We start from the raw sequence: 26,291 nt of genomic DNA, 5'->3' as shown, positions 1-26,291 counted from the left end.
CCTGTCACACTTTTACACTCCCTCGTATCGCTTATCCTGGCAAAGGGGGTTTCACCACATAAGGGCCATGTGTAAGTATAATGTCAGGAAAAAATTAAGGATTTATTAAATGGATAGAAAGCTAGACCTTAAATAATAATTGGCCTTAATTTATTTAGAATATCTTGCCTGCCTCGCAATTATTTATCCATTATCACAATAAGTTACCCGAAATTGCTTTTTGCATCAGCAAGCAAAAAAGTCTATACATTAAGCCATTAAATCTATGCCCGTCAGATTTCAAATTGCAGATGCCCTGGGGGCGTCAGCCAGTCTCCTGCGATGCGAATGGCTGAGGGTAAATAACGATAGCTCCATCCTTTTTTCGCTGCGCTCTATTTTCTTCACACAGTGGTTCTCAAATTAAATGTCGACACGGGGTTGGTATTAACCTGCCGTTTTATCCCCTCAAGATGAATTTAACGCTGTTGCAATAACAGCGTGGACGCTGCACGCCCACTGGAGGAAGTATGAGGTTCAAATTAAATCCGATTGCGATAGGGATGATGGCGGCGCAACTGCTGTTCTATCCAGCGATTCAAAGTCAGGCGGTTACGCTAGGCGCATATACGCCGCAAGTTAATGATAATCAGGTTGGCAAGCTGGTAGTCAGCAGTGGCAGTGAAACGCTGACCGGTAACCAGGCATTCACCGCAGGCACTGACGGTGCGGTCTCCACCACGCTAGGACAAGTGGCCATTACCTCCGGCTCACAATTCATCAATCAGGATCGCCTTGATCCCGGCCCGCAAAACTTTGCCATTACCACGCCTGATGCAGCGACCGGCACCAATACCACCTTCCAGGTTTACAACTCTGCCAGTCTGGTAGCGCTGGCTCCGGTGAGCAGCACCACCAGCGTGCCGGATGTACAAAATGTGAATAACGGGCAATACATCAATGCGCGCGTGGCGGATGTGACGGGCGGAACGCTGGATGTCAATATTGGCCAGCCCAATGCCGCCAGCAGCGCCGCGACCAACAGCTGGACCATGGCAGCAAAACAGACGCAGCTGTTTGACGTTAGCGGTACCGGCACGGTGAACTGGAACAGCAATAACCGCATTAGCTTCTTTGGCGCAACCGCCACGCCTGACGGCAGCGGTGCGGCAACCAGCTCTTACGCCGTGCAGAACCTCGCCACCTACAACGGCGCCTTCAGCGTACAGACGTTGGACGGTAGCAGCACCAGCTTTACCGTCACTAACGCCAGCCAGCTGCAGAGTTATAACAACTGGCTGATTAGTCAGCTGCAGCGCGGCAACCTCGATAAAACCCGCTATCTCACCGAATTTAATAAAGCCGTGACCTTCAGCAGCGGCAATATTGTTTACAACGTTAGCGCGACGCCGCCGGACGAGGTGACGCAGCCCATCGGCAATCGTATTGTGATCAACGCCAGCGGCCCTGATGCGAAAGTAAATCTGGCCGCAGGTAAAACCCTTGAAGTGGTTGGTGCTACCGGTGGGGCGATTAAAGCCTCCAACGGTGCGCAAGCGGTGATTGATGGCAAGCTGGCGAGTCGCGGCAGCATCACCAATAACGGCACCGCGCTGGTATTAACCGACGGCAGCAACGGCCTGAATAACGGTGTGATTAACGGCGGATTCCTCAATCGCCAGGATGGCACCGGCGTGGGTTCAACCGGCTACGGCGCCAACGCGGTGAATGTACAAAGCGGCAGCACCTTCAACAACAGCGCCAGCGGTATCGTTAACCTCGCTACTACCGGCAGCAATTCACAGTATGGCGTGGCGGGTATCAATCTGGGTGCGTCGTCCACCGCCAATAACAGCGGCAATATTAACGTTGGGGTAAACGGCTCCAGCGCTCGCGGCACGGCTTCCGGGGTGCTGCTCACCGATGACACCTCACGCTTTACCAATACCAGCACCGGCAATATTTACATCGGACGCGGACCACAAAACAGCGTGAATGATGTGGTTGCCGATACGGCGATGAACCAGAGCGGCTTGACCAGCGGCATTGCCGTGGTGGCTAACGGTAACGCGGTTAACGACGGCGCGATCACCATCGGCAGCAAAACGCAAAATGCGGCGGGGATGTCCGCTACGGGCGCCAGCAATGCCACCATGATCAACAACGGCACCATTAATGTGAATGGCGCGGCCGCCGCGATCCCACGTGAAAACGTCGGCATGCTGGTGACCAACAGTGCTGGCACCATCGACAACGCCGGCATTATTAACCTCAACGGCGTGAACGGTACCGGCCTGAAAGTGCTGGCGACCAATGGCCGCAGCGCGAGCGCTACGTCAACCGGGGTTATCAATGTAGCGGGCGGCGCCGATCCGGCCAGCGGCACGCGTAACTATGGTGTCTGGGTCGAGGGACAGGGCACTGGCACGGCGCAGTCGACAGTCGATGGGCCAATCAATCTCAGTGGTAATGGTGCTATTGGCGTGCATGCGCGCGGTAACGCCACCGTAACGGTTGATCCGGCTGCGGTACCGACTTTCGCCACCGGCAGTAATCAGATTGCCTTTTTCGCCTACGGCCCCAATGCGTTGATCAACGTGCTGGGGAATAATCCGTTTGATGTCACCACCCAGAATTCCACGCTGTTCCGCGTTGAGCAGGGGGCGGATTTCAACGGCAACTCCCTGGCGCTAACGGCGTCGGGTGCCGGTTCTACGGCGGTAATTGGCAGCGGCGTGGGCACCGATGTGAACACCGATGCGGCGGTGATTAACGTGAGCGGCACCGGCGCCAACGGCATTACCGTTGAAGGCGGCGCAAAGGGCGTAATCGATACCACCACCACCATGAACCTCACCGGAAGTAACGCGATTGGGGCGATTGTTGATGGTCAAAAGCATGATATCAATGGCAAAAATAGCGGCTCTCCGGTTGCCAGCACCACGCTCAACTCCGCCGCAACTCTTAACGCCTCGCAGAGCGGATTAACCGGCTATCTGGCGCGTAACCGTGCACAGTTAACCAACACCGGGGATATTAACTTCACCGGCGCCAACGCCACCGGCATCCGCGTGGAGAGTGGCGCGACCGGTAACAACAGCGGCAATATTGCGATCAACGATGGCGGCACCGGTATTTCGGTCAACAGCAGCGGTACCACCACCACGGCGAACAATAGCGGCGTGATCAACGTTAATGGCGGCACAACCAGCGCGCGCACGCGCGGCGTGAGTGCCAGCGGCAGCGGCGCGGTGGCGAATCTCAACAGTGGCGCACTCAATCTCAACGGCGTCGGTGCGATTGGCGCGGAAGCCTTGAGCGGTGCCAGAGTCAATGTTTCGGCGGCTTCAACGCCGCTATTCAACAATACCGATCAACTCGCCTATCACGCGGCGGGTGCAGGATCGCTGATCAACAGCGCGGCCAACGCACTGAACATCAATACCAACGGATCAACCGGTTACCGCATTGATGATGGCGCCACGCTGGCGCTGAGTAACGGCAGCGCTATCACTAGCAGCGCGGCCAATAGCACCGGCGTGATTGTTTCGGGCAGCGGCAGTACGCTGAACAGCGGCAACGGCCAGCTCACCGCAAGCGGCAATGGCAGTACGGGCGTGCGGGTGGAGGGCGGAGCGCAGGCCACATTGGCGGCGGGCAACAGCGTCAATGCCAGCGGCACCAATAGCGTTGGCGTGCTGGTAAATAACCTGCGGACCGATCTCAGCAATGCGCTGAACGGTAGCGCTGCGCCTACGTTGGTTACCAACAATGGTGCGGTGAGCGGCGCAGGCACCAACGCGGTGGGGATTGATGTCACCAACGGCGCTGAACTGGTTAATAACGGCAACCTTAACTTCACCGGCAGTAATAACATCGGTATCCGCTCACGTGCGGGCAGCACCATCACCAACAACGGCGTGGTAAACGTGGCAAACGGCACCGGGCTGGATGTCTCCGGCAGCGGCAGCACCCTGGCGAAAGGCGGTACCATCAATGTCGATAACGGCATTGCAGGTGTACGCATTAGCGATGGTGCGCAGCTGGCGCTAACCGGCAGCGACACGGTGATCACCACGCGCGGTAATGCACACGGCATCTTGCTGGATAGCGGTGCGACCGCACTCAGCGCCAGCGATGCCACGGTGAACGTGCTGGGCAGCGGCAACGGCATTGAAAACCGTGCCGAACTCAGCAACGTCGGTTTGAGTAATCTCACCATCAACGTCGGTGACGGTAACGGCATTCGTACGGCGGTGCCGTTCGATCCGGCTTCAACCGTCACCACCAATGTCTCAGGCAGCGGTACCGGCCTGAATATTGTCAATGCCGATGGTTCAACCACCAGCGGCGATTTAACGCTCGGTTCAGGTTATCAGTTCAACGTCACCGGCGCTGGCGGCACCGGCATCCGTGCCAATACCACCGGTAATGTGACCACCGCCGCTAACGTCAATATCGACAATGCGGCGGGCGGATCGGCGCTGATTTCCAGCACCGCGGGCACCATCGTCAATACCGGCAATCTCAGTTCGAACAGCCTGACTTCGCCAGTGGTCGATCTGCGCGGCGGTAAAACGGTGTTCGAGAACCTCGGCAACATCATCACTGCCAATCCACAGACCGTGGCGGTGGCGGGCAGCAACGCCAATGACGAAATTCTCTTAACGGAAGGTGAAGTCAGAGGGGATATCAACCCTGGCGGCGGCTCGGATGTGTTCCGCTGGACCGGCGGCACGCTTAACGGCAGCCTGACCATGGGGAACGATAACAACAACAGTGCTGAAGTCAGCGATGTTGATCTCGGCACCACTTACCATCTCACCAGCGGTACCGGCACCGGTAACACCCTGACCTTTAACAATATTGAATCACGCGGTGGCTCATTTAGCGCCGACGATCTGACTAAAGGGGTCAACCTGGGCAGCGGCTGGAGCACCATCAACTTCAACGATTCCCAGTGGACCTTAACCGATAACCTCAAACTGGCGCACAGCGATATCAACATCGGCAGTGGTTCAACACTGTATGCCGGTAACAATGTCAATCCAACGTTGGCCGGCGGCAGTGCCAACTCGCTGGTGGTGAACAACGCCGGGATTATCGACTTAACCAACGGCAGCGGTTCACCGGGTAATCGCTTAACCATCGATGGCTCGCTGGCATCGACAGGCGGACAGGCAAATCTGGTCACCAACCTTAATGAGGGCGGGGCGCTGAGCAATCAGTTCACCGACCACATCAATGTGACTGGCGATGCCAGCGGCACCACGCTGCTGAATGTACGACTCGATGCCGCCAGCACTGGCGCGCTGACCGATGTAAACCGTTCCGGCGCTATCGATGCCTATGAAGGTATTTCGCTGGCGCAGGTCGCCGGCAACGCCAGCGGCAGCAGCTTCGGCTTACAAGGCGGTTATCTGTCAGCGGGACCCTGGCAGTACCAGCTTTACAGCTTCGCGCCGGGCAGCAGCGATCCGAGCCAGCGTTTAGTTAGCGGCACAGGCAACAACTACTGGGATTATCGTCTGGCGAACGCTTACGTTTGCCAGGGCGAAACCAGCTGTTCACCGCTGGTCATTACGCCGTTTAGCCCGGAACCCCGCGTGAATGAAAATGCGCGTCCGGCGGTGGTGCCGCAGGTGCCTTCCTATGTTTCAGCACCGGTTGGCCTCGCCTACTACACGGCGGCGATCATTGACGATTTACATAAGCGTCTTGGTGAACTGCGTCACGAACAAACCCGCCCGGACGGCAACGGTGGCGAGATGTTTGTGCGCTATATCGGCTCAAACCTGAAGTACAAGAGTGACCAAAGCTTCCGCAACTATGGCTACGATTTTGACCTCGATTACAGCGCGGTGCAGATCGGCGGCAACCTGTTACGTCTGGATGGAGATAAAGACAGCCTGCGCGGTGGGGTAGCGTATACGCGCGGCAACACGCGTATCCGTCCGCATGCCGCCGATGGTTATAGCAGCACCACCTTCGACAGCGACAGCCTGGCGCTGTACGGTACCTGGCAGCGTCAAACCGGCTTCTATCTTGATGGCGTGTTGTCGTTCGACTGGCATCGTGGCGAAACGGATATCGCGCGTCAGCAGGAGGTCGCGAAGCTGAAAGGTCACGGCTGGACGGCGTCACTGGAGAGCGGTTATCCGTTTGAACTGGGTGATGGCTATAAGCTGGAGCCGCAGGCGCAACTGATGTACATGAAGCTGAATATGAACGACTTCGTGGATGAAGATGGCAACAAGGTGCGTTACGGCAACTACAACCAAACTATTGGCCGCCTCGGCGCACGTCTGGATCGCACCTGGACCGACGACAGCAACCGCCAATACACGCCATATCTGCGCGCCAACTACTACAAAGGTTGGGGCGGAACGGCGAAAACTTCGGTCTCCTCGGTGGACAATCCCGCCTTTGGTGCCAGCTTCGACAGCGGCAACTTCGGCCAAATGTGGGAAGTCGGCGCAGGCGGCACCGCAACAGTGCAGAAGGATGTATCGCTCTACGCTGAAGCGGATTATCGCAAAGAGATCGATGGCAACGGCGCCAAAGGGTGGCGGTATAACGTTGGCGTTCGCTGGCAGTTCTGATTTCCCGTCGCACTTCGCGCTGCAAGTGCGTTGGCTGTGCTTCCTCACCCCGGTTACATAGTAAACTATGCTCCCGGGGCTGAGTAAACTTGCCGCCTTCTTGCAACGCAAATTGCTTTGGGAAAATTTCCCGGCGCACTTCGCGCTGCAAGTGCGTTGGCTGCGCTTCCTCACCCCGGTTACATAGTGAACTATGCTCCCGGGGCTTAGTCAGCTTTTCCCGGCGCACTTCGCGCTGCAAGTGCGTTGGCTGCGCTTCCTCACCCCGGTCACATAGTAAACTATGCTCCCGGGGCTGAGTCAGCTTGCCGCCTTCTTGCAACACGAATTGCTTTGGGAAAATTTCCCGGCGCACTTGCAGCGCAAATTGCTTTGGGGAAATTTCCCGGCGCACGTGCAGCGCAAATTGCTTTGGGAAATCTCGTGCAGCGTTCTAAAATCAAAAGATGAGTTTGGTATATTCTAAAAGCACGTTAATTGATTCTGTAAGTCTGAAAAATGTGAAAGCCGCTGCAAAGCGGCTTTTTTATTGCGGTTAATTTGAAACTGACGCTAAAGCCAGAGCCTTGCAGTGCCGAAAAGGTAAAAAAGTGTAATCGATTTTTCTTTTAGCCTGCGTCTTGCAAGGACACACACATGCGTAACAACCAGCCCGTCACTCAGCGCGAATTCGCTTTTGCGGATGACGCCACACTGATGTCGACTACCGATCTCAACAGCTACATCACCTATGCGAACGACGCTTTTATAGAAGTGAGCGGCTTCAGCCCGGAGGAGGTGAATGGCCAGCCGCATAACATGGTGCGCCATCCCGATATGCCGCCTGAAGCCTTTGCGGATATGTGGTCGACGCTGAAACAGGGCGAGCCGTGGACGGCGCTGGTAAAAAACCGTCGTAAGAATGGCGATCACTACTGGGTGCGCGCTAATGCTATTCCGGTGGTGCGCGAGGGCAAAGTGCAGGGCTTTATGTCGGTGCGCACCAAGCCGTCAGCCGAGGAAGTGCGTGCGACCGAAAAGCGCTATCGTGATTTTCGTGAAGGTCGCGCCAAAGGGCGTCGCTTCCATAAAGGTTTGATTGTCGGCACTGGCTGGCGCCGCCTCGGTTCCATCCTGAAAACGCTGCCGCTGCGCTGGCGGATTCGCTCGACGTTACTCACGCTGCTGCCGCTCTCGGTGTTGGGCGTCTGGCTGCTGGGCCTGGCACCGCTGGCGATTGGCGGCTTTGCGGGCGGCATGGCAGGCATTTTGCTGTTAGCGAGCCTGTGGCTGGAACAGCAGATTTCACGTCCAATGGAGCGCATGTGCCGCCAGGCGTTGAGCGTGGCAACCGGTGCCAGCCATAAAGTGGAACAGATCGAACGCGTGGATGAGATCGGCGTAACGCTGCGCGCTATCGGCCAGCTTGGCCTGATGTTCCGCTGGCTGGTGGATGATGTCAGCGGCCAGGCAATCAATGTGTTAAGCGCCAGCGATGCCATCGCACGCAGCAACGATGAGCTGAGCCGCCGCACTGAACAAGCCGCCGCCAACGTGCAGCAAACCGCCGCCACCATGAACGAAATGACCGCCACGGTAAAGAGCAACACCGATACCGCCAAAGAGGTGAATGGCCTGTCGGAAAACACCAGCTTTGCCGCGATTAAAGGGGGCGAAGTGATGCAGGAAATGGTGGGCATGATGGCGGAGATCGCTGACAGCTCGAAGCGCATCGCCAACATCACCAGCGTGATTGATGGCATCGCCTTCCAGACCAACATCCTGGCGCTGAACGCCGCAGTAGAAGCGGCACGCGCCGGAGAGCAGGGCAAAGGATTCGCGGTGGTGGCGGGTGAAGTGCGCAGCCTCGCGCAGCGTAGCGCCAAAGCGGCCAGTGAAATCAAACATCTGGTGGAAACCAGCGCCAGCCGCGTACAGTTGGGGAGCGATCACGCTGATGCAGCCGGTCACACCATGCAGGAGATTGTCGATCGGGTGCAGAATGTCACCGCGCTGATTGCGCAAATCAGCGGCGCCACCGCCGAGCAGGCCATTGCGCTGACGCAGGTCAGCACTGCGGTGGAAGATCTCGACGATATCACCCACCAAAACGCCGCGCGCGTGGCCGAAAGCGCCGAAGCATCAGGCCGCATGACGCATCAGGCCAATCGGCTGGTGGAAGCGATCAGCGTGTTCCGCTGATCCTCAGCGCATTTCCCGTTCGGCGCGCAGTGCGCCGGGTGGCGTGCCGACAATGCGTTTAAACGCACGGCTAAACGCCGCCAGTGAACCATAGCCGAGGTGGAAGGCGACGCTTTCCACCGCTTCGCCCTCATTGACAATACGCTCCACCGCCAGCCGCATGCGCAGCTCGGTAAGATAGCGCAGCGGCGTCATGCCGGTTGCCGTTTGGAAGCGGGCGGCAAACACCGAACGCGAACTGCCAGATTCGCGCGCTAATCGCTCCACCGTCCAGTTTTCGCCTGGCGCGCGGTGCATCGCCGCCATCGCCTGGCTGAGACGCGGATCGCGCAGCGCCTGTACCAGCCCGCTGCCTTTGCCACAGCCGTTTTCCACCCAGCCACGGACGATCTGCGCCGCCACCACATCCGCCAGCCGCGATAAAATCCCGGCAAAACCGGCTTTGCGCTCACGCGTTTCACGCTCCATCGCATCAAGAATCGGCTGGATTTCTGGATACTGCGCCAACAGCGTGCTGACCAGCATCACGTCCGGCATGGTGTGCACCAGCGGCTGCATGCCGCCCAGTTCGAACGCCATACAGGCACTGAACAGAATCACATCGCTGTTATCCGGGCACAGCTCGCTGCTGTCATCAATGGCGCAGACGCTGCCGCAAATCGGTCGGCTATTAAAGGTTGAGATGGGTTCGCAGGTCGCCTCTTCGCTGGAGATCAGCGCGTGCGGTTTGCCGTGCGGAATCAGCAGCGCATCGCCCGCCTGCAGCGGGTAGATCATCCCAGACGCCGAGCGGATCAGCAACGATCCCCGCCCAACAAAATGCAGCTGTGCGCGGCCTGGCGCATCGTCAAACTGCAGGCCAAAGGGCGCGTGCAGCGCAATGCGCTGATATTTGACGCCGTACAGGCGCATACCCATCAACAGTTCACTGGTCAGATCTTCATAGCGGCTCATACGGATCCAGACGAATAATCAAAAAACAAAGTTTCTGCATCATAGATCGTCTTATGAACAGTCACTATGCTTAACGCTAAATATTTTGTGATGGGGATCACAGATGAGCCTGGATACTGAAATAGTCGAAACACCGCTAGAAGTGGACAAACCGGCATGGGGCGCGGTGTTTGCCATGGCGTTTGGCGTGTTCGGCCTGATTACCGCTGAATTCTTACCGGTAAGCCTGCTAACGCCAATCGCCGCCTCGCTGCAGATCAGTGAAGGCCAGGCGGGTCAAACCGTGACCGTCACCGCGCTGGTGGCACTGCTCACCAGTCTGGTGATCGGCAACGTGACGCGTCAGCTCGATCGCCGTTTGGTGATGCTGGCCTTTACGCTGCTGCTGATTGCCTCCGCACTGCTGGTGGCGTTTGCAGAGAATCTGCCGATGATTCTGCTGGCGCGCGTGCTGCTTGGCATCGCCATTGGTGGCTTCTGGACGCTTTCTACCGCGATTACCATGCGTTTGGTACCGAGCGATCAGGTGCCGCGCGCGCTCTCTATCGTCTTCAGCGGTATCTCGCTGGCGACCATTATTGCGGCGCCGCTGGGGAGCTATCTGGGCGGCATTATCGGCTGGCGTAACATCTTTATACTGACGGCTGCGTTGGGCGTGCTGGCCCTATTTTGGCAGTTCTTCACCTTGCCCGCGATGCCGCCTGTGAATAAAGCACGCAGCGGTGGCGTGCTGGATCTGCTGCGTAAAAGCGTGATGCGCTGGGGCATGCTGGCGGTGATCATGATGTTCACCGGTCACTTCGCCTTCTTCACCTATCTGCGTCCGTTCCTTGAAGGCAGCGCGCAGCTTAATGTGAATCAGCTGTCGCTGGTGCTGCTGGCGTTTGGCGTGGCCAACTTCTTTGGTACCTCGCTGGCCGGTTATCTGGTGACACGCAGCGTGTCGCTGACGCTGACGGCAATGGCGTTGGTGATGAGCGTGACTGCGCTGGTGCTGGTGAGCTTTGGCGAGGTGTCATGGTTGGTGGCGGCGGGCGTCGCGCTGTGGGGCCTGGCGTTTGGTTCCATGCCAACCGGCTGGTCAACGTGGATTTCCCGTGCGGTGCCGGATGATGCCGAGTCGGGCGGTGGTTTGCTGGTCGCTACCATTCAGCTGGCGATCACCGCCGGTGCGGCAGCCGGTGGCTGGATGTTTGATCTGCAAGGAGCTGGCGGCGTGTTTCTTGCCAGCGGCGTGCTCATGCTGTTAGCCGCTATCACCATTTTCACCCGCGTTCGTCATCACGGTTAATCACTACCAGGTCGCCATAAATGGCGACCCTACAACACCGTAGGGGCGCCATTTATGGCGACCTGGTTGATAACCGCATGGATTGTCATAAATACCTATCACAGCCATTTATGCTGCCTTTTAACTAAATGTCAGATTTTTAACCGTTTGCATCAGGGTTATTCCAAACGTGCTTTTTATGTTCAAAATAATCGAACAACTACGGCAAATCTCTCCGCTTTTTACTGATCAATTCTGCGCCTATTATATCTTTCAACAAGGCGATGACGCCTTACTCAATCAAACGTTTATTAAGGAATTGACCATGAAATCTATCAAAACTTTTGCTGCTGTTGTTGCTCTTACCGTTCTGCCATTCGCGAGCTTCGCTCAAAGCATCACTGCAACCGCTTCAACGCTGGATGGTGCAGAAGCGCAAATCGCTGCTCAGGCGCACGAAGCTGGTGCTTCCTATAAAGTGACCGAAGCAAACTTCAACAACGGCGTGCACATGACGGCCGAACTGACCAAATAAGTTGCGTTAACGTTCTGTGCTGACAGGGTGCCTCCGGGCGCCCTGGCGGCGTTGCTAACCTGATAAAATCCTGTCACTTTCCCTCCGAAATGATTACTATTCTCAAAAAGTAACATCCTTCGTCGGCTCGCCTCGGGCTGTCTTTTTAACATTGGTTGTAATGTCGAGCTTTCACTTCACTGCCATCAGGCGGTGTTTTTGCTATGGAGAAGTTATGAAGGCGAATAAAAAATCGTGGGCCCTGCGTCCTCTGTTGCTGGCAACGGCGCTGTTCTCTACCTCTGCGGCGATCGCGGCGGAAACTCAGCCATTGAATCAGGTGATTTCAAAAGGCGCTTATGAGCTGGCGTTTAGCAATAGCGATAACGCGCTGTTCCTGGCGACCGCGCAAAGCACAACCGACAAAAAAGGCGGCACCGTTTATCGTCTTGATCCGCAGGATCTGGCGGTGAAGCAAACCATCAACACCGATCTGCCGACCTTTGGCGCGGCGCTCAATCAGAAAACCAATATTCTCTATTTGGGTAACACGCGTGATGCTGCACTGACCGCAGTGGATGCCACCAGCGGCAAAGTGATCAATACGCTGGTGCTGGATGGGCGTAAGCGCAGCGAAACCGTGCGTCCGCTGCAACCGCGTCAGCTGGCGGTCGATGCGGCTACCGATCGCGTTTACATCACCGGCCTGGGTGAGCAGAGCGTGGTGTGGGTGGTGGATGGCAAAACCCTGAAACTGATCAGCACCGTGCCGAACACCGGTAAAATGGGTACCGGTCTGGCGATCGATTCTGCCGCGCAAAAGCTGTACGTCACCAATGCGGATAACGAGCTGGTGACCATCAATACGCGCCTGAATGCGATTGAAAAGCGTCAGAAAATTGAGGGCGACAAAGATCATTTCTTCCTCAACATCTCGCTGGATACCCAAGGCCATCGCGCTTTCCTCAGCGACTCTAAGCAGTCGCAGGTGCTGGTGCTGGACACCCGCACGCAGCAAGTGATTCACAAGATCGATGTGCCGGAATCGCTGGCGGTGTTGTTCAATGCCGATCGTGATGAGCTGTACGTCACCCACCGTAAAGCGGGTGAAATCAGCATCATCGACGCCAGCAGCTACAAGGTGAAACGCACGGTGAAAGCACCGGGCCTGCCAAACAGCCTGGCGCTCTCAGCCGATGGCAAAACGCTGTTTGTCAGTATCAAACAGCCAGGTTCACGCAAAGAGCCACCGAAGAATCCGGACAGCGTGCTGCGCATCGCTTTATAAGCGGTAATTATCTGAATTACGGGGCGGCTTGTGCCGCCCTTTGCATTTCTGCGATTCGTTATACGCTACCCTGTAGGACGACAACACCATAAGAGAGGACGCTATGAGCCAGTTTTTTATGCATGAGAAAAACGATCTGGTCAACGAAGCCATCGAAGGGGTTTTACTCAGTACGCCGTGGCATAACCTCCGTCGCCTCGATCTTGGCGATGAGATCCGTGTGGTGGTGCGTTCGGACTGGGATAAGAGCAAAGTGGCGTTGATTTCAGGTGGCGGTTCTGGTCATGAACCGGCGCATGCCGGATTCGTCGGTAAAGGCATGCTGACGGCGGCGGTGTGTGGCGACATTTTTGCCTCGCCGAGCGTCGATGCGGTGCTGAACGCCATCGTGAACGTCACCGGCGACGCCGGTTGTCTGCTGATTGTGAAGAACTATACCGGCGACCGCCTCAACTTTGGTCTGGCGGCCGAGAAAGCCAAAAATCTGGGCTACAAGGTCGAGCTGGTGATGGTGCAGGATGATATCGCGCTGCCGGAAAACCCGCAGCCGCGCGGTATTGCGGGCACGGTGCTGGTGCACAAAATCGCTGGCTATGCGGCGGAGCAGGGACAATCACTCGATGAGGTCAAAGCGCTGGCGCAGCGCGCGATTGATGCCACCTCGTCGATGGGTCTGGCTTTTGCCACCTGTCATGTGCCGGGCGAAAAGCGCGATGAACGCGTCGAGCCAGGCCACAGCGAGCTCGGCATGGGTATTCACGGTGAGCCAGGTGTGGTGACGCTCGATACGCAAAACAGTCGTAAAATCAGCAGCATCATGACTGATAAACTGGCGCAGGCGTTACCGGAAGGCAAGCAGGCGCTACTGCTGATCAACAATCTCGGCGGCTTCTCGCAGCTGGAGCTGGCGCTGTTAACGCGTGAAGTGCTGCAGTCGCCGCTGGCGGCGCGCATCACCCATCTGATTGGTCCGGCGACGCTGGTAAGTGCGCTGGATATGAAAGGCTTCTCACTGTCGTTGCTGGCGCTGGAAGAGCCGTTTCTGGCAGCATTAAGCGCGCCGGTTCAGGTGCTGGGCTGGGTGCCGGTGTATGACTTTGCGCCGATCAGCCTGCAACGTGCGGAGAAAATCGGCAGCGTGCTGGATTTTGATGCGTCTGAGAATGCCGAAGTGGCGAAGATTGTTGCAGGCGTCACGCAGACGTTGATCGATCTGGAGAGCGAGCTAAATGCGCTGGATGCCAAAGTTGGCGACGGCGATACCGGTTCAACCTTTGCCGCCGGCGCGAAGAAGATTCAGCGCGGCCTGAAGGACAAGCAGCTGCCACTGAATGAGCTGCCCACCTTGCTGGCGCTGATTGGTGAGCAACTGGCAACGGTGATGGGCGGATCGAGCGGCGTATTGATGTCGATTCTGTTCACCAGCGCCGGCCAGCAGCTGGAAGAGGGCAGCGCGCTACCGCAGGCGTTGATGCACGGTCTGGAACGCATGAAGCATTATGGCGGCGCACAGCCGGGCCATCGTACGTTAGTCGATGCGCTGCAACCGGCGCTGGAAGCGTTAGTGGCGGGCGAGTCGCTGGCGGCGGCCGCTAAAGCCGCTCAGCAAGGCGCGGATGCGACTGCGCAGATGCAGAGCGCCAAAGCGGGACGATCGGCCTATCTGAATCAGCAAAGTCTGGATGGGGTGAAAGATCCGGGCGCGTATGCGATTGAGAAGGTGTTTGCGGTGTTAGCGGGGTAGATTGTGCGGGCTGATGCCCTCACCCCGGCCCTCTCCCACGGGAGAGGGAGATGCTGCAACATACTCGATCGGTTCCCTCTCCCGCTTGCGGGAGAGGGTTAGGGTGAGGGCATCAGCCGCACCAAACCGCACCTCACTCTGCCGCTTCGCGCATCATCTCATCATGCGGAATATCATCCAGAATCTGTTCGAAACTGCGCAGACGTTTGTAGATCGACATCAGCGTAATCAGCGTTGACCACGAGGTGATCAAATACTGGAACGATGACCGCACCTGATCAAACACGTTGGTGATCTGGTTCAGCAGACCCAGCGTGATGGTGCCCGCCACAATTGACGGAAACAGCACAAACAGCCCGAACACGTTATCCACCTGCAGATACATAATGCGCGTGATGTTGAAGTACAAATAGTGGAAATAGAGGCGGAAATAGTTCTGACGCACGCGGCTAAACAGCTCATGCACCGTAGGCGGTGAGGCGCGCTGTGGATCGTCTTCGCCGTACACCAGCTCCTTACGATAGGCCGCTTCCACACGCTGATTACGGAACTCCAGCCCCGGCAGTTTTATCCCCACCATCGCCAGCAGCGCGGTACCAAACAGCGACCACAGCAGCGCGGCAATCACCAGCGCATAAGGAATGCTGCCGAGAATCGGCACCTCTTTCACATGATGCGACAGCGTCACCAGCACCGGCAAGAACGCCACCAGCGTCATAATCGCCTGAATAAAGTTAATGCCCCAATCCTGCAGCGTACCGGCGAAGCGCATGGTGTCTTCCTGCACACGTTGCGCTGCACCCTCAACCAGACGCAGACGCTGCCAGTTATGCATGTAGTAATTATTCATCGCGGTACGCCAGCGGAACACCCAGTGGCTGACGAAGAACGAGTTCATCACGCCAATCACCACCGCAATCAGCGCAATGCCGAGAAACGCCAACACTTGCACATAGAACTGATGGATGGCGACGGAACCGGCTTTGGTCAGCGCCTGTTGAATCATGTCGTAGAACGGGCCGTACCAGGCGTTGACGCCCACGCCAACCTGCACGCCAAACCAGGTGACAAAGATGATCAGTATCGAACCCCACACCGACCAGCGCTGCCACGGATGGTTATCAATCACGCGCCACGCAAGGCCAAAAATCCCGGCGACAATCCAGTAATAGGCATAAAACCACAGCTGGCTGGCATGAATAAAACGGCTGGCGTTGGTTGGCAAAGGTTGTTGCATCGCCGCCTGAAACGCAGGCCAGCGCGCGGGGAGATCATTGAAAAAGCCAAACCAGGCAAAAATTGCTATCAAACTCCAAATCGCAGCTGAGCTGAAAAACAGCGTTGGCCGCGGAAAAAAGGACTTAAACATAGGCACTCCGCTGTTGTGTGTACTCTTTTATACCGCTTTAGACATCTCTCTGTCTGTTGTCGGTTGTATCTGACGATGACAGCCTGGCCGCTGCGATGTAAAGCGGCAGCGACAATTGTTAAGTAATTAGTGCGAATTTGTTTCTAAGAACTAATTAATCCACAGCAATGGTGTTACAATATTTGTACTGTTACCGGTAACAGTGCTGCTGTATCCCTTAAGCTATCAATAAAAAAACAATACAACGCAACTACTTAACTTTCATGCCGCATTATATGTGGTACTGAGGCAATGTCATGTCAGAACAAAAAAATGGTCATTCTCGCCGGGATTTTCTGCTGAGAACCATCACCCTGGCGCCGGCAATGGCGGTGGGCAGTACGGCGATGGGCGCTTTGGTGGTGCCGATGGCCGCCGGGGCAGCCGAGCAACATTCATCACCGCAACAGGCGCGTAGCTACCAGCCAACCTGGTTCACCGCCGAAGAGTTTGCCTTCATTACTGCAGCGGTGGCGCGCCTGATCCCCAGCGATGATCGCGGTCCTGGCGCACTCGAAGCCGGCGTACCGGAGTTTATCGATCGCCAAATGAACACGCCTTATGCCACCGGTAACAACTGGTACATGCAAGGCCCATTCAATCCCGACCTGCCGAAAGAGCTGGGCTATCAGCTGCCGCTGGTGCCGCAGCAGATCTATCGTCTCGGCCTCGCCGATGCCGATGGCTGGAGCAAAAAACAGCACGGCAAAGTGTTCGCTGAGCTAACCGGTGAACAGCAAGATGCGCTGCTGACCGCGTTTGAAAGCGGCCACGCGGAATTCCCGCAGCTGCCCGCTAAAACCTTCTTCTCCTTCCTGCTGCAAAACACCCGCGAGGGTTACTTCAGCGATCCGATCCACGGCGGCAATCAAGGCATGGTGGGCTGGAAGCTGATTGGCTTCCCAGGCGCACGCGCTGACTTTATGGATTGGGTGGAACGCGGCGAACGTTATCCGTTCCCGTCAGTGGATATTCGCGGTGAGAGGACCTAAGCGTGGCAAATGAATTGAAAAAAGTGGATGCGGTCGTGGTCGGTTTCGGCTGGGCGGGCGCGATTATGGCGAAAGAGCTGACCGAAGCGGGCCTGAATGTGGTGGCGCTGGAGCGCGGTCCGCATCGCGATACCTACCCGGATGGATCCTATCCGCAGTCGATCGATGAATTGACCTACAACATCCGTAAAAAGCTGTTCCAGGATCTGTCGAAAAGCACCGTGACCATCCGTCACGATGCATCGCAGACTGCTGTGCCGTATCGTCAGCTGGCGGCATTTCTGCCGGGCACCGGTACCGGCGGCGCCGGCCTGCACTGGTCGGGCGTGCATTTCCGCGTCGATCCGGTCGAGCTCAACCTGCGCAGCCACTATGAGCAGCGCTATGGTAAAAAATTCATCCCGGAAGGCATGACGATTCAGGATTTCGGCGTCAATTATGACGAACTGGAACCCTTCTTCGATCAGGCTGAGAAAGTGTTCGGCACCTCGGGCAGCGCCTGGTCGATCAAAGGCAAGCTGCTGGGCAAAGAGAAGGGCGGCAACCCGTATGCGCCCGATCGCTCCAGCGACTTCCCGCTGCCAGCGCAGAAGCGCACCTACTCGGCGCAGCTGTTTGCGCAGGCGGCGGAATCGGTGGGATATCATCCGTATGATATGCCGTCGGCCAACACCTCTGGCCCGTACACCAACACCTACGGCGCACAGATGGGCCCGTGCAACTTCTGCGGTTTCTGCAGCGGTTACGCCTGCTATATGTATTCCAAAGCGTCGCCAAACGTTAACATCCTGCCGGCGCTGCGTCAGGAGCCGAAATTCGAGCTGCGCAACAACGCTTACGTGCTGCGCGTTAATCTGACTGACGATAAAAAGCGCGCCACCGGCGTGACTTATCTCGATGGTCAGGGCCGCGAAGTGGTGCAGCCGGCGGATCTGGTGATCCTGTCTGCATTCCAGTTCCACAACGTGCACCTGATGCTGCTCTCCGGCATCGGTCAGCCGTATAACCCGATTTCCAACGAAGGTGTGGTGGGCCGTAACTTTGCCTACCAGAACATCTCGACGCTGAAAGCGCTGTTCGACAAAAACACCACCACCAACCCGTTTATCGGTGCCGGTGGCGCGGGTGTGGCGGTGGATGATTTCAACGCCGATAACTTCGATCACGGCCCACATGGCTTCGTCGGCGGTTCGCCGTTCTGGGTTAACCAGGCCGGTACCAAGCCGATCTCCGGTTTACCGACACCAAAAGGCACGCCGAACTGGGGCAGCCAGTGGAAGTCGGCGGTGGCCGATACCTACAACCATCACATCTCGATGGATGCGCACGGCGCGCACCAGTCGTATCGCGCCAACTATCTCGATCTCGATCCGAACTACAAAGATGCCTACGGCCAGCCGCTGCTGCGTATGACCTTTGACTGGCAGGACAACGACATCAAGATGGCGCAGTTCATGATTGAGAAGATGCGCAAAATCACCGAAGCGATGAACCCGAAAATGATCATCGGCGGCGCAAAAGGTCCAGGCACCCACTTCGATACCACCGTATATCAAACCACGCACATGAGCGGCGGGGCGATTATGGGTGAAGATCCGAAAACCAGCGCGGTTAACCGCTATCTGCAGAGCTGGGATGTGCCAAACGTGTTTGTGCCAGGCGCCTCAGCGTTCCCGCAAGGACTTGGCTACAACCCAACCGGCATGGTGGCGGCGTTGACTTACTGGTCAGCCAAAGCCATTCGTGAACAGTATCTGAAAAACCCCGGCCCGCTGGTACAGGCATAAGGAACACGGCGATGATTAAAAGCATTTTAGCCCTGTTTCTGGGCACGATGACGTTCGCCGCTGTGGCGGACGATAGCGCTGCGGACGCATTGGTGAAACGCGGCGAGTATCTGGCGCGCGCCGGCGACTGCGTAGCGTGTCACAGCGCGCAGGGCGGTCAGGCGTTTGCCGGTGGACTGCCTATGGCGACGCCGATCGGCACCATTTATTCCACCAACATCACGCCGGATAAAGCCACCGGCATTGGCGACTACAGCTACGACGATTTCCAGAAAGCGGTGCGTCACGGCGTAGCGAAAAACGGCGATACGCTGTATCCGGCGATGCCGTATCCGTCGTATGCGGTGGTCAGCGATGACGACATGAAGGCGCTGTATGCCTACTTCATGCACGGTGTGCAGCCGGTGGCGCAGGCCAACAAAGAGAGCGACATTCCATGGCCGCTGTCGATGCGTTGGCCGCTCTCGATCTGGCGCGGCATCTTTGCGCCGGACGTGAAAGCGTTCCAACCAGCGGCTCAGGAAGATCCGCAGTTGGCTCGCGGTCGCTATCTGGTGGAAGGTCTTGGCCACTGTGGTGCCTGCCACACGCCACGCAGTATCACCATGCAGGAAAAAGCGCTTAACAACGACGAAGGCAATAACTATCTTGCCGGCAGCAGCGCGCCGATTGACGGCTGGACCGCCAGCAACCTGCGTGGCGACAACCGCGATGGTTTAGGTCGCTGGAGCGAAGACGATCTCAAGCAGTTCCTGCGTTTTGGCCGCAACGATCACACCGCCGTGTTTGGTGGCATGACCGACGTGGTGCAGCACAGCCTGCAATATTTGAGCGACGAGGATATCAGCGCGATTGCAAAATATCTGAAATCACTCGGCGCAAAAGATCCGAATCAGGCGGTGTTTAAGCAGGATGACGCGGTCGCCAGGGCGTTGTGGAAAGGTGACGATAGCCAGCCAGGCGCATCGACCTATGTCGATAGCTGTGCGGCGTGCCACAAAACCGACGGCAGCGGTTATCAACGCTTCTATCCGGCGCTGCGCGGTAATCCGGTGGTGATGGCTGACGATCCAACCTCGCTGATCCACATTGTGCTGGTGGGCGGTACTTTGCCTGGCGTGCAAGGTGCACCAACGGCAATCACCATGCCGGCATTCGGCTGGCGCATGAACGACCAGCAGGTGGCGGATGTGGTGAACTTTATCCGTGGCAGCTGGGGCAATGGCGTGAAGTCGAGCGTATCGGCGAAGGATGTGGCGGCGCTACGTAAAGACAAAACCGTGCAGTCAAAACAGGGCAGTGCGGATATTAAGGTGCTGGAAGGGCAGTAGCTTTCCCTCACCCTAACCCTCTCCCGGAGGCGGGAGAGGGAACCGATCGAGCATATTTCTCCCCTAATTATTCCCTCTCCCACTTGTGGGAGAGGGCTAGGGTGAGGGCATCAACTCAAATATTCTCCAAATCCATGCCACGGGTTTTCGGCCCGTAAATTCCTACCGATAGCATCACTATCAACATGCTCAGCACGATAAAGGCGATCACGCCCTGGCTGCCGGCATACTGCAAAATAATGCCAATCAAAATACTGCTGAACACCGTGGACAGGCGGCTAAACGAATAGCAGAAACCTACCGCGCGGGCGCGAATGTGCGTCGGAAAAATCTCCGTCTGATAAGCGTGATAGCTAAACGTCAGCCATGCGTTGCTGTAGGTAATCAGGAAACCGCAGATGATCATCAGCACCGGATTGGTCATAAAAGCGAACAGCGTGCCGAACACCACCGTCATCAGCGACGAAAAAACAATCTGCCATTTGTTCTCGAGCTTGTCGGCGTAGCGGCTGCAAATCAGCGAGCCGAGCGGGTAAGCCAGGGTAATGAAAAAGGCATACAGCAGGCTGTGCGTGACGGTCGCGCCTTTGCCCGACAGCAGCGCCGGCAGCCAGTTGCCGAAGCCAAAGAAGCCAATCGCCTGGAAGAAATTCATCACCACCAGCATCAGCGTGCGCTTGCGATAGGCCGGTGCCCAAATCTCACTAAAACGCCCGTGTTTCGGTTGATTCGTTGCCTGCTGTCCCCCATCCCGGCCTTCCCCCACAAGTGGGGGAAGGGGAGAAGAGATGCCACAGCGTTGCTCCATCGCACTCAGCACCTGATGCGCCTCCTGATGGCGCCCTTGTTGCGCCAGCCAGCGCGCAGATTCCGGCAGGTTTTTACGGATCAGCCAGATCACCAGCGAGCAAACGGCACCGGCGATCACCACCCAACGCCAGCCTTCGAGGTTGAGGATGGTTTGCGGCACCAGCCACCACGACATCAGTGCCACCGCCGGTACCGACAGAAACTGAATAAAGAACGAGAAGGCGAACGCGCGGCTGCGCAGATGGGCTGGCACCCATTCGGAGAGATAGGTGTCGATGGTCACCAGTTCCACACCGAGACCAATGCCAACCAGGAAGCGGAACAGGATAATCATCTCCGCGCTCTGCTGGAACGCCATCAGTAAAGAAAACACGCCGTACCACGCCAGTGCGCACATAAAGGTGAGGCGACGGCCAAAGCGATCGGCATAGGGCGCGAGCAGGCTGGCACCGACGAAAAGACCAAGGAAAGTGGCGGAAGCAAACGCCGCCTGATCGGCGATGCCGAACACGCCCGCAGAACCGGTATGAAACACGCCCGCGGCGACCAGTCCGGAGCTAATGTAGCCGGTTTCAAACAGATCGTAGAGTTCGAAGAAGCCGCCGAGCGCCAGCAGCGTGATAAAGCGCCATAAGCCTGCGGAAGAGGGCAGCGCATCAATGCGCCCGGCTAAGGTGCGGCGATCCGCGCTCATGTGATCGTTCGCCATCCCTGTCGACGTGATTGTTGTCATTGTTGTGTAAACCTCGGTGTTTGCAGAACCCGCTGACGGCTGAGATGAGTTTTTAAAAATAATTAACCGTTAGCAAGCGAAGGAATAGCAGGATAATAAATTCGTAACGGGTTGCCGAGAGGCGCCACGGTGACATTTTGGCAACATGCGTTGCAGTTCACAGAAGTGTGATCGCCATCCATGGCGCAGGGTTAGTGCAGGCTGGGATAAACGCCCGGACCAATCGGTAAACCCAATGCGTACCACGCCAGCAGTAGCACAATCCAGGCGCTGAAGAACACCAGCGGATAGGGGAAGATCAGCACGTAATAGGTGCCGAGCTGCGCATCTTTTTGGTAGCGCTGCAGGAAGCCGAGGAACAGCGGCAGGAAGGGCGACATCGGTGCCAGCGGCAACACCGCGGAATCGGCGATGCGGAAAATCATCTGCGCGAAGGCCGGATGGAAGCCCAGCAGCATAAACATCGGCACGAATACCGGTGCCAGGATCGACCAGATGGCCGATCCGCTGGCGATGAACATGCACAGGAATGCCGACAGGAACATCAGGCCAAGAAAGGCCGGGGCACCGCTAATCCCGGCGCTCTCCAGCACATCGGTTAAGCCGATGGCCATGAACTTGCCCATGTTGCTCCAGTTAAAGAAGGCAACAAACTGCGACAGCGGAAACACCATCACAATAAAGCCTGCCATGCTCTTCATCGGCTCCACCAGCAGCTGCGGAATATCATCCGGGCGGCGGATCTGCTTCGTCACCGCACCGTAGGCAATGGCTACCACGAAGAAGAACAGGATGATGATCGGCACAATGCCCTGAATAAATGGCGAGGGAATGATGCCGCCACTTTTTGGATCGCGCAGCGGCGCGTGTTCCGGCACCACCAGCAGCGCCATTAGCGCGATAAACGCCAGCGCAGCGATACCTGCGGCCTTCAGGCCGCGATTCTCCAGCGCGGTGAGCGGCGGCAGGCGATCGTTATTGCCGCCGTTCCATGCTGGCAGACGCGGTTCGACGAATTTATCTGTCAACAGCGCGCCAGCGATGGTCAGCACAATCACCGAACTGGCCATAAAGAACCAGTTGTCGATAACGCTGACGTGCACGGTATCGCTCACCGCTTTGGCGGCTTCGGTACTGATGCCAGACAGCAGCACATCGGTGGTCACAATCAGCAGGTTGGCGGTAAAGCCGGACGCTACGCCGGCAATCGCCGCCAGCAGACCCGCCACCGGATGCCGTCCTACGGCGAGGAAAATCAGCGCGCCGAGCGGCGGCATCACCACCAGCGCCGCATCGGATGAGATGTGGCTGAAGAAGGCGATAAACAGCACCATGTAGCTGGCGTAACGACGGCTGACGCGCGAGGCCATTTTCACCATGAGCGACTGCAGCAGGCCGACTTTTTCCGCTAATCCCGCGCCAATCACCAGCGCCAGAATCGATCCCAGCGGCGTAAATCCGCTGAAGTTTTTGATGATGTTGGGCAGGATCCACTGAATCCCGGCGACGCTCAGCAGGTTGTTCACCCGCACCAGTTCGCCGTTAGTGGGATTCTTCACCGCCACGTCGAGGCTGCTGATAATCGCCGTGGCGACCATCAGCACCACAATCAAATAGACGAACAGTAAGAAGGGGTTCGGCACTTTATTGCCGACGCGCTCAATCCAGCTAAACAGCTTTCCGGGGCTGCGGTTCTCCGTGGTGGCTTCCATGGCAGGTCCTCATATGTCGTCTTATTGGGTTTGCATGCCCACTTGGGGGCTATATTTTTTGTAATTTTGGGGTGGTGCTCAGGTCGCCATGAATGGCGATATATCTTGTGCGTTCATCCTGACGGTCGCCATGAATGGCGACCCTACGGTTTTCGTAGGGTGCGCATTTATGCGCACCGGGATATCGCATTGTTACTTCAACTTCGACGGCGTTACATCTGCTGGAATTGGGCAGACGTAAGGTTGTTCGCGGCGCACGCATTGGAACTCCTCGCGGCAGCGCGCCAGCGCCTCGTCATCCTGCAGCAAGGTCAGCGCGGTTGCGGCCATCACTTTTGCCGCCAGACACATGCCTTTATGGGCGATTGACGTGCGGCCCTGCGCCACCAGTTGCCAGGTGTGCAGCGGCGTACCAAAGGCGAAGCAGGGCGCGAAACACTGCGCGGTGGGCGTTACCCAGCTGACATCGCCGACGTCGGTTGAGCCGTAAAGCAGCTCGCGAGTCACTGCATAAGGCGCTACCTCATCCATCAGAATCTTATCGCCCAGCGCCTCGGCCCAGGCGACGCCCGCTTCACCGCCGGTGCGTGCCGCATTGAGGCGCGCGTTGCGCAGATCGTCTTTGCTCAGCGTGGCACGAATCTCGGCGGCGTACGCCTGCTCCGCTTCGCTGTAGTCAGGCAAACCAAACTGATGCAAATAGCGCTCCATCACGCCTTCCAGCGCGCGATTCGGCACGTAATTGGAGCAGGCTTTATCGAAGCGTACCGTCATCTGCGTGTCGGTCATCAGCGCCGCGCCTTTAGCGATGTTAATCACGCGCTGATAAATATCCTGCGCCTGATCGAGCTGCGGCGCGCGAATCAGGTACAGCACTTCGGCGTCGGCTTGCACCACATTGGGCGAAACGCCGCCCGCGTTGGTCACCGCATAGTGCAGCCGCGCTTCCTGCACGATGTGCTCGCGCAGGAAGTTGGCGCCGGTGTTCATCAGCGTCACCGCATCCAACGCGCTGCGTCCCAGATGAGGAGAGTTTGCCGCATGCGCCGCGACACCTTTAAAGCGGAAAGCCGCCTGAATATTGGCCAGCGTGCTGAGGTTGAACATGCCGCTAAAGCCTTCAGGATGCCAGGTGACCGCCGCATCAACGTCATCGAACAGGCCTTCGCGCACCATAAAGGTTTTGCCGGAGCCGCCCTCTTCACCCGGACAGCCGTAAAAGCGCAGCGTGCCGCGCTGGCCGTGCTCTGCCCACCAGGCTTTGATGGCGAAGGCGGCGGCCAAACCGGCGGTGCCGAGCAGATTGTGGCCGCAGCCGTGACCGTTGCCGTTCTCCACCAGCGGCTGCGGCGTGGCGCAGCCCGATTGCTGGCTTAAACCCGCCAGCGCATCGAACTCGCCCAGAATGGCGATCACCGGTTTGCCGCTGCCGATGCTGGCAATAAACGCGGTGTCGATATTGCCGACGCCGCGCTCCACGACAAAGCCTTCCTGCTCCAGCGCATCGGCCAGCAGCGCGGTCGATTGTGTCTCCTCAAACCGGGTTTCCGGCACGTCCCAGATGGCGTCGCTAAGAGCGCTAAAACGCGGCTGGTTTTGGTTGATGTAGTGATTAATAAATGCGCTGTGGCTCATCGTTGGCCTCCAAACTGGGCTTGATTGAGTGCCAGCGTCGCCAGCGTCTGTACCGCGGTGGCCATGATCGCCTCGTCGAAATCGAACTTCGCGTTATGGTGGCCTGCCGCCAGCTCGCAGCCGAAAATCACGTAGGAGGATTGGCCGCCGCGTTGCTGCACGCGCTCCAGCATGTAGGTGGCGTCTTCAGAGCCTGCCGCCTGCTGTTTGGTATCGACCACTGAAGTGAAAATGCCCAGCGCCTCGGCCTGCTGGTGGATGAATGCCACCCACGGCTGGCTTGGCGTGCAGCTACGGGCGCCGCCCATCAGCTTCACATCGTATTCAACGCCGTACATCGCCGCCGCACCGGCGATCACACGCAGCGCCTGCTGATAGATATCGTCATTGACGTCATTGCTCGCGCCGCGCGTCTCCACCTTCATGAGCGCGTAGTCGGGTACCACGTTGCGTCCGGAGCCAGCCTGTAATACGCCGACGTTAACGCGCGCTACGCCGCCGCTGTGCTGCGGCAAATTATGCAGTGCCAGCGTGGCCTGCGCCGCCGCCAGCAAGGCGTTGCGCCCCTCTTCCGGTTTGCCGCCGGCGTGCGCGCCGACTCCGGTGAAATTCACATCCAGCTTGGTGGTGGCGAGGAAGCTGTCGCTGCCGCAGACGATTTCACCGGCAGGCACGCCGGTGCCGAGGTGAATGGCGGTGAACAGATCGACATCATCCACCACGCCCGCTGCGACCATCGCTTTGGCGCCGCGGACGCCTTCTTCCGCCGGTTGGAAGATGATTTTAAGCGTGCCGCTCAGCTGATCTTTCATCTCCATCAACACGCCCGCCAGCGCCAGGCCGATGGTGGTGTGGCCGTCGTGACCGCAGGCGTGCATCATGCCGGCATTACAGGAGGCAAAACCTTCGCGCGTCGGCAGATGATCGCTCGCGCGGCTTTCGTTTTGATCGAGTGCATCCATATCAACGCGAAAACCCATTACCGGGCCCGGACGACTGGTTTCAAGCGTCGCCACCACGCCACAAAATCCGCCGGAGAAGTGCTTGATCCACTGCGGCAGCGCACCTTGCTCCAGTGCGCGCGCTTCCTGTTGCGCCAGCACCTCATCGGAGGGCAATCCCATGCGCGAGTCAGCATCGATCACCTCGCGGCCCAGCTTGAGTTGATAACCAAGACGATGCAGCTCTTCCGCCACCAGCGTGGCGGTACGGAACTCGAGCCAGCCCGATTCGGCAAAATGGTGCAGATCGCGACGCCAGGCTTGCATCTGTGGCACGCGGGCGTGAACGAGGTCAGAGAGGGTTTTCATCGGCATTTCCTTTGTGTTGATTTTTTATGCATTCACTCGAA

Annotated in this window: 15 protein-coding genes; 9 read left to right on the top strand and 6 right to left on the bottom strand. The window is 57.5% G+C overall.

Annotated features, from left to right (window positions below; all coding sequences use genetic code 11):
• Nucleotides 1-509 precede the first annotated feature (509 nt).
• Both PMI17_RS09205 and PMI17_RS09200 read left to right on the top strand, forming a co-directional pair.
• Nucleotides 510-6,581, top strand: coding sequence for an autotransporter outer membrane beta-barrel domain-containing protein (locus PMI17_RS09205; protein WP_007888551.1), 6,072 nt, complete (start codon nucleotides 510-512; stop codon nucleotides 6,579-6,581).
• Nucleotides 6,582-7,217: 636 nt separating this feature from the next.
• Entirely contained in the window at nucleotides 7,218-8,762 is a 1,545-nt protein-coding gene (locus PMI17_RS09200; RefSeq protein ID WP_007888549.1) for a PAS domain-containing methyl-accepting chemotaxis protein, read from the top strand.
• A gap of 3 nt (nucleotides 8,763-8,765) precedes the next feature.
• On the opposite strand, the gene PMI17_RS09195 is transcribed toward PMI17_RS09200, so the two are convergent.
• Complete coding sequence (locus PMI17_RS09195) at nucleotides 8,766-9,716, bottom strand: AraC family transcriptional regulator (RefSeq protein ID WP_007888548.1); 951 nt, start codon at nucleotides 9,714-9,716, stop codon at nucleotides 8,766-8,768.
• Between the two features lie 103 nt (nucleotides 9,717-9,819).
• Between PMI17_RS09195 and PMI17_RS09190 the strand changes: the two genes are divergently transcribed.
• From PMI17_RS09190 to PMI17_RS09175, 4 genes are all read left to right on the top strand, one after another.
• On the top strand, nucleotides 9,820-11,007 hold the full coding sequence (locus PMI17_RS09190; RefSeq protein ID WP_007888547.1) for an MFS transporter: 1,188 nt from the start codon (nucleotides 9,820-9,822) through the stop codon (nucleotides 11,005-11,007).
• Nucleotides 11,008-11,311: 304 nt separating this feature from the next.
• Nucleotides 11,312-11,521: a DUF1471 domain-containing protein gene (locus tag PMI17_RS09185; RefSeq protein ID WP_007888545.1), complete on the top strand. Its 210-nt coding sequence runs from the start codon at nucleotides 11,312-11,314 to the stop codon at nucleotides 11,519-11,521.
• Between the two features lie 214 nt (nucleotides 11,522-11,735).
• Entirely contained in the window at nucleotides 11,736-12,788 is a 1,053-nt protein-coding gene (locus PMI17_RS09180; protein ID WP_007888544.1) for a YncE family protein, read from the top strand.
• 103 nt (nucleotides 12,789-12,891) lie between these two features.
• Nucleotides 12,892-14,532, top strand: coding sequence for a dihydroxyacetone kinase subunit DhaK (locus PMI17_RS09175; protein WP_007888543.1), 1,641 nt, complete (start codon nucleotides 12,892-12,894; stop codon nucleotides 14,530-14,532).
• Nucleotides 14,533-14,665: 133 nt separating this feature from the next.
• Here PMI17_RS09175 and sbmA read toward each other — a convergent pair whose 3' ends face one another.
• The gene (gene sbmA / locus PMI17_RS09170) at nucleotides 14,666-15,901 is read right to left on the bottom strand and encodes a peptide antibiotic transporter SbmA (protein ID WP_007888542.1); all 1,236 of its coding nucleotides are present in this window, start codon (nucleotides 15,899-15,901) and stop codon (nucleotides 14,666-14,668) included.
• 296 nt (nucleotides 15,902-16,197) lie between these two features.
• Between sbmA and PMI17_RS09165 the strand changes: the two genes are divergently transcribed.
• Genes PMI17_RS09165 through PMI17_RS09155 form a run of 3 tightly spaced genes read left to right on the top strand, consistent with a single transcriptional unit; the run spans nucleotide 16,198 to nucleotide 20,050 of the window.
• Complete coding sequence (locus tag PMI17_RS09165; protein ID WP_007888538.1) at nucleotides 16,198-16,932, top strand: gluconate 2-dehydrogenase subunit 3 family protein; 735 nt, start codon at nucleotides 16,198-16,200, stop codon at nucleotides 16,930-16,932.
• A 2-nt stretch (nucleotides 16,933-16,934) separates the two neighbouring features.
• Nucleotides 16,935-18,719, top strand: coding sequence for a GMC family oxidoreductase (locus PMI17_RS09160; protein ID WP_007888535.1), 1,785 nt, complete (start codon nucleotides 16,935-16,937; stop codon nucleotides 18,717-18,719).
• 11 nt (nucleotides 18,720-18,730) lie between these two features.
• Nucleotides 18,731-20,050, top strand: coding sequence for a cytochrome c (locus PMI17_RS09155; protein ID WP_007888532.1), 1,320 nt, complete (start codon nucleotides 18,731-18,733; stop codon nucleotides 20,048-20,050).
• Nucleotides 20,051-20,165: 115 nt separating this feature from the next.
• Here PMI17_RS09155 and PMI17_RS09150 read toward each other — a convergent pair whose 3' ends face one another.
• The 4 genes from PMI17_RS09150 to PMI17_RS09135 form a co-directional block, all read right to left on the bottom strand.
• Entirely contained in the window at nucleotides 20,166-21,593 is a 1,428-nt protein-coding gene (locus PMI17_RS09150; RefSeq protein ID WP_007888524.1) for an MFS transporter, read from the bottom strand.
• Nucleotides 21,594-21,784: 191 nt separating this feature from the next.
• Nucleotides 21,785-23,305, bottom strand: coding sequence for a p-aminobenzoyl-glutamate transporter (abgT, locus tag PMI17_RS09145; RefSeq protein ID WP_007888521.1), 1,521 nt, complete (start codon nucleotides 23,303-23,305; stop codon nucleotides 21,785-21,787).
• Between the two features lie 192 nt (nucleotides 23,306-23,497).
• Nucleotides 23,498-24,940 (bottom strand): M20 family metallopeptidase, encoded by a 1,443-nt coding sequence (locus tag PMI17_RS09140; RefSeq protein ID WP_007888519.1) that lies wholly within the window; start codon nucleotides 24,938-24,940, stop codon nucleotides 23,498-23,500.
• Nucleotides 24,937-26,250 carry an amidohydrolase gene (locus tag PMI17_RS09135; RefSeq protein WP_007888517.1) on the bottom strand — a complete coding sequence of 438 codons (1,314 nt, stop codon included), beginning with the start codon at nucleotides 26,248-26,250 and terminating at the stop codon, nucleotides 24,937-24,939. Before PMI17_RS09135 ends, PMI17_RS09140 begins: the two co-directional genes overlap by 4 nt.
• Nucleotides 26,251-26,291 lie beyond the last annotated feature (41 nt).

The sequence above is a fragment of the Pantoea sp. GM01 genome, from assembly GCF_000282675.1.
GTDB classification, from domain to species: Bacteria; Pseudomonadota; Gammaproteobacteria; order Enterobacterales; family Enterobacteriaceae; genus Pantoea; species Pantoea nemavictus.
The sequence above is the reverse complement of the archived record's forward strand: the minus strand, read 5'-3'. Positions and strand labels throughout refer to the sequence as shown.

Coding starts and splice junctions, on each gene's coding strand:
- PMI17_RS09165 (WP_007888538.1), top strand. CDS start 16,198: ATGTCAGAACAAAAAAATGGTCATTCTCGCCGGGATTTTCTGCTGAGA.
- PMI17_RS09140 (WP_007888519.1), bottom strand. CDS start 24,940: ATGAGCCACAGCGCATTTATTAATCACTACATCAACCAAAACCAGCCG.
- PMI17_RS09175 (WP_007888543.1), top strand. CDS start 12,892: ATGAGCCAGTTTTTTATGCATGAGAAAAACGATCTGGTCAACGAAGCC.
- PMI17_RS09180 (WP_007888544.1), top strand. CDS start 11,736: ATGAAGGCGAATAAAAAATCGTGGGCCCTGCGTCCTCTGTTGCTGGCA.
- PMI17_RS09200 (WP_007888549.1), top strand. CDS start 7,218: ATGCGTAACAACCAGCCCGTCACTCAGCGCGAATTCGCTTTTGCGGAT.
- PMI17_RS09135 (WP_007888517.1), bottom strand. CDS start 26,250: ATGAAAACCCTCTCTGACCTCGTTCACGCCCGCGTGCCACAGATGCAA.
- abgT (WP_007888521.1), bottom strand. CDS start 23,305: ATGGAAGCCACCACGGAGAACCGCAGCCCCGGAAAGCTGTTTAGCTGG.
- PMI17_RS09190 (WP_007888547.1), top strand. CDS start 9,820: ATGAGCCTGGATACTGAAATAGTCGAAACACCGCTAGAAGTGGACAAA.
- PMI17_RS09155 (WP_007888532.1), top strand. CDS start 18,731: ATGATTAAAAGCATTTTAGCCCTGTTTCTGGGCACGATGACGTTCGCC.
- PMI17_RS09150 (WP_007888524.1), bottom strand. CDS start 21,593: ATGACAACAATCACGTCGACAGGGATGGCGAACGATCACATGAGCGCG.
- PMI17_RS09195 (WP_007888548.1), bottom strand. CDS start 9,716: ATGAGCCGCTATGAAGATCTGACCAGTGAACTGTTGATGGGTATGCGC.
- PMI17_RS09205 (WP_007888551.1), top strand. CDS start 510: ATGAGGTTCAAATTAAATCCGATTGCGATAGGGATGATGGCGGCGCAA.
- sbmA (WP_007888542.1), bottom strand. CDS start 15,901: ATGTTTAAGTCCTTTTTTCCGCGGCCAACGCTGTTTTTCAGCTCAGCT.
- PMI17_RS09185 (WP_007888545.1), top strand. CDS start 11,312: ATGAAATCTATCAAAACTTTTGCTGCTGTTGTTGCTCTTACCGTTCTG.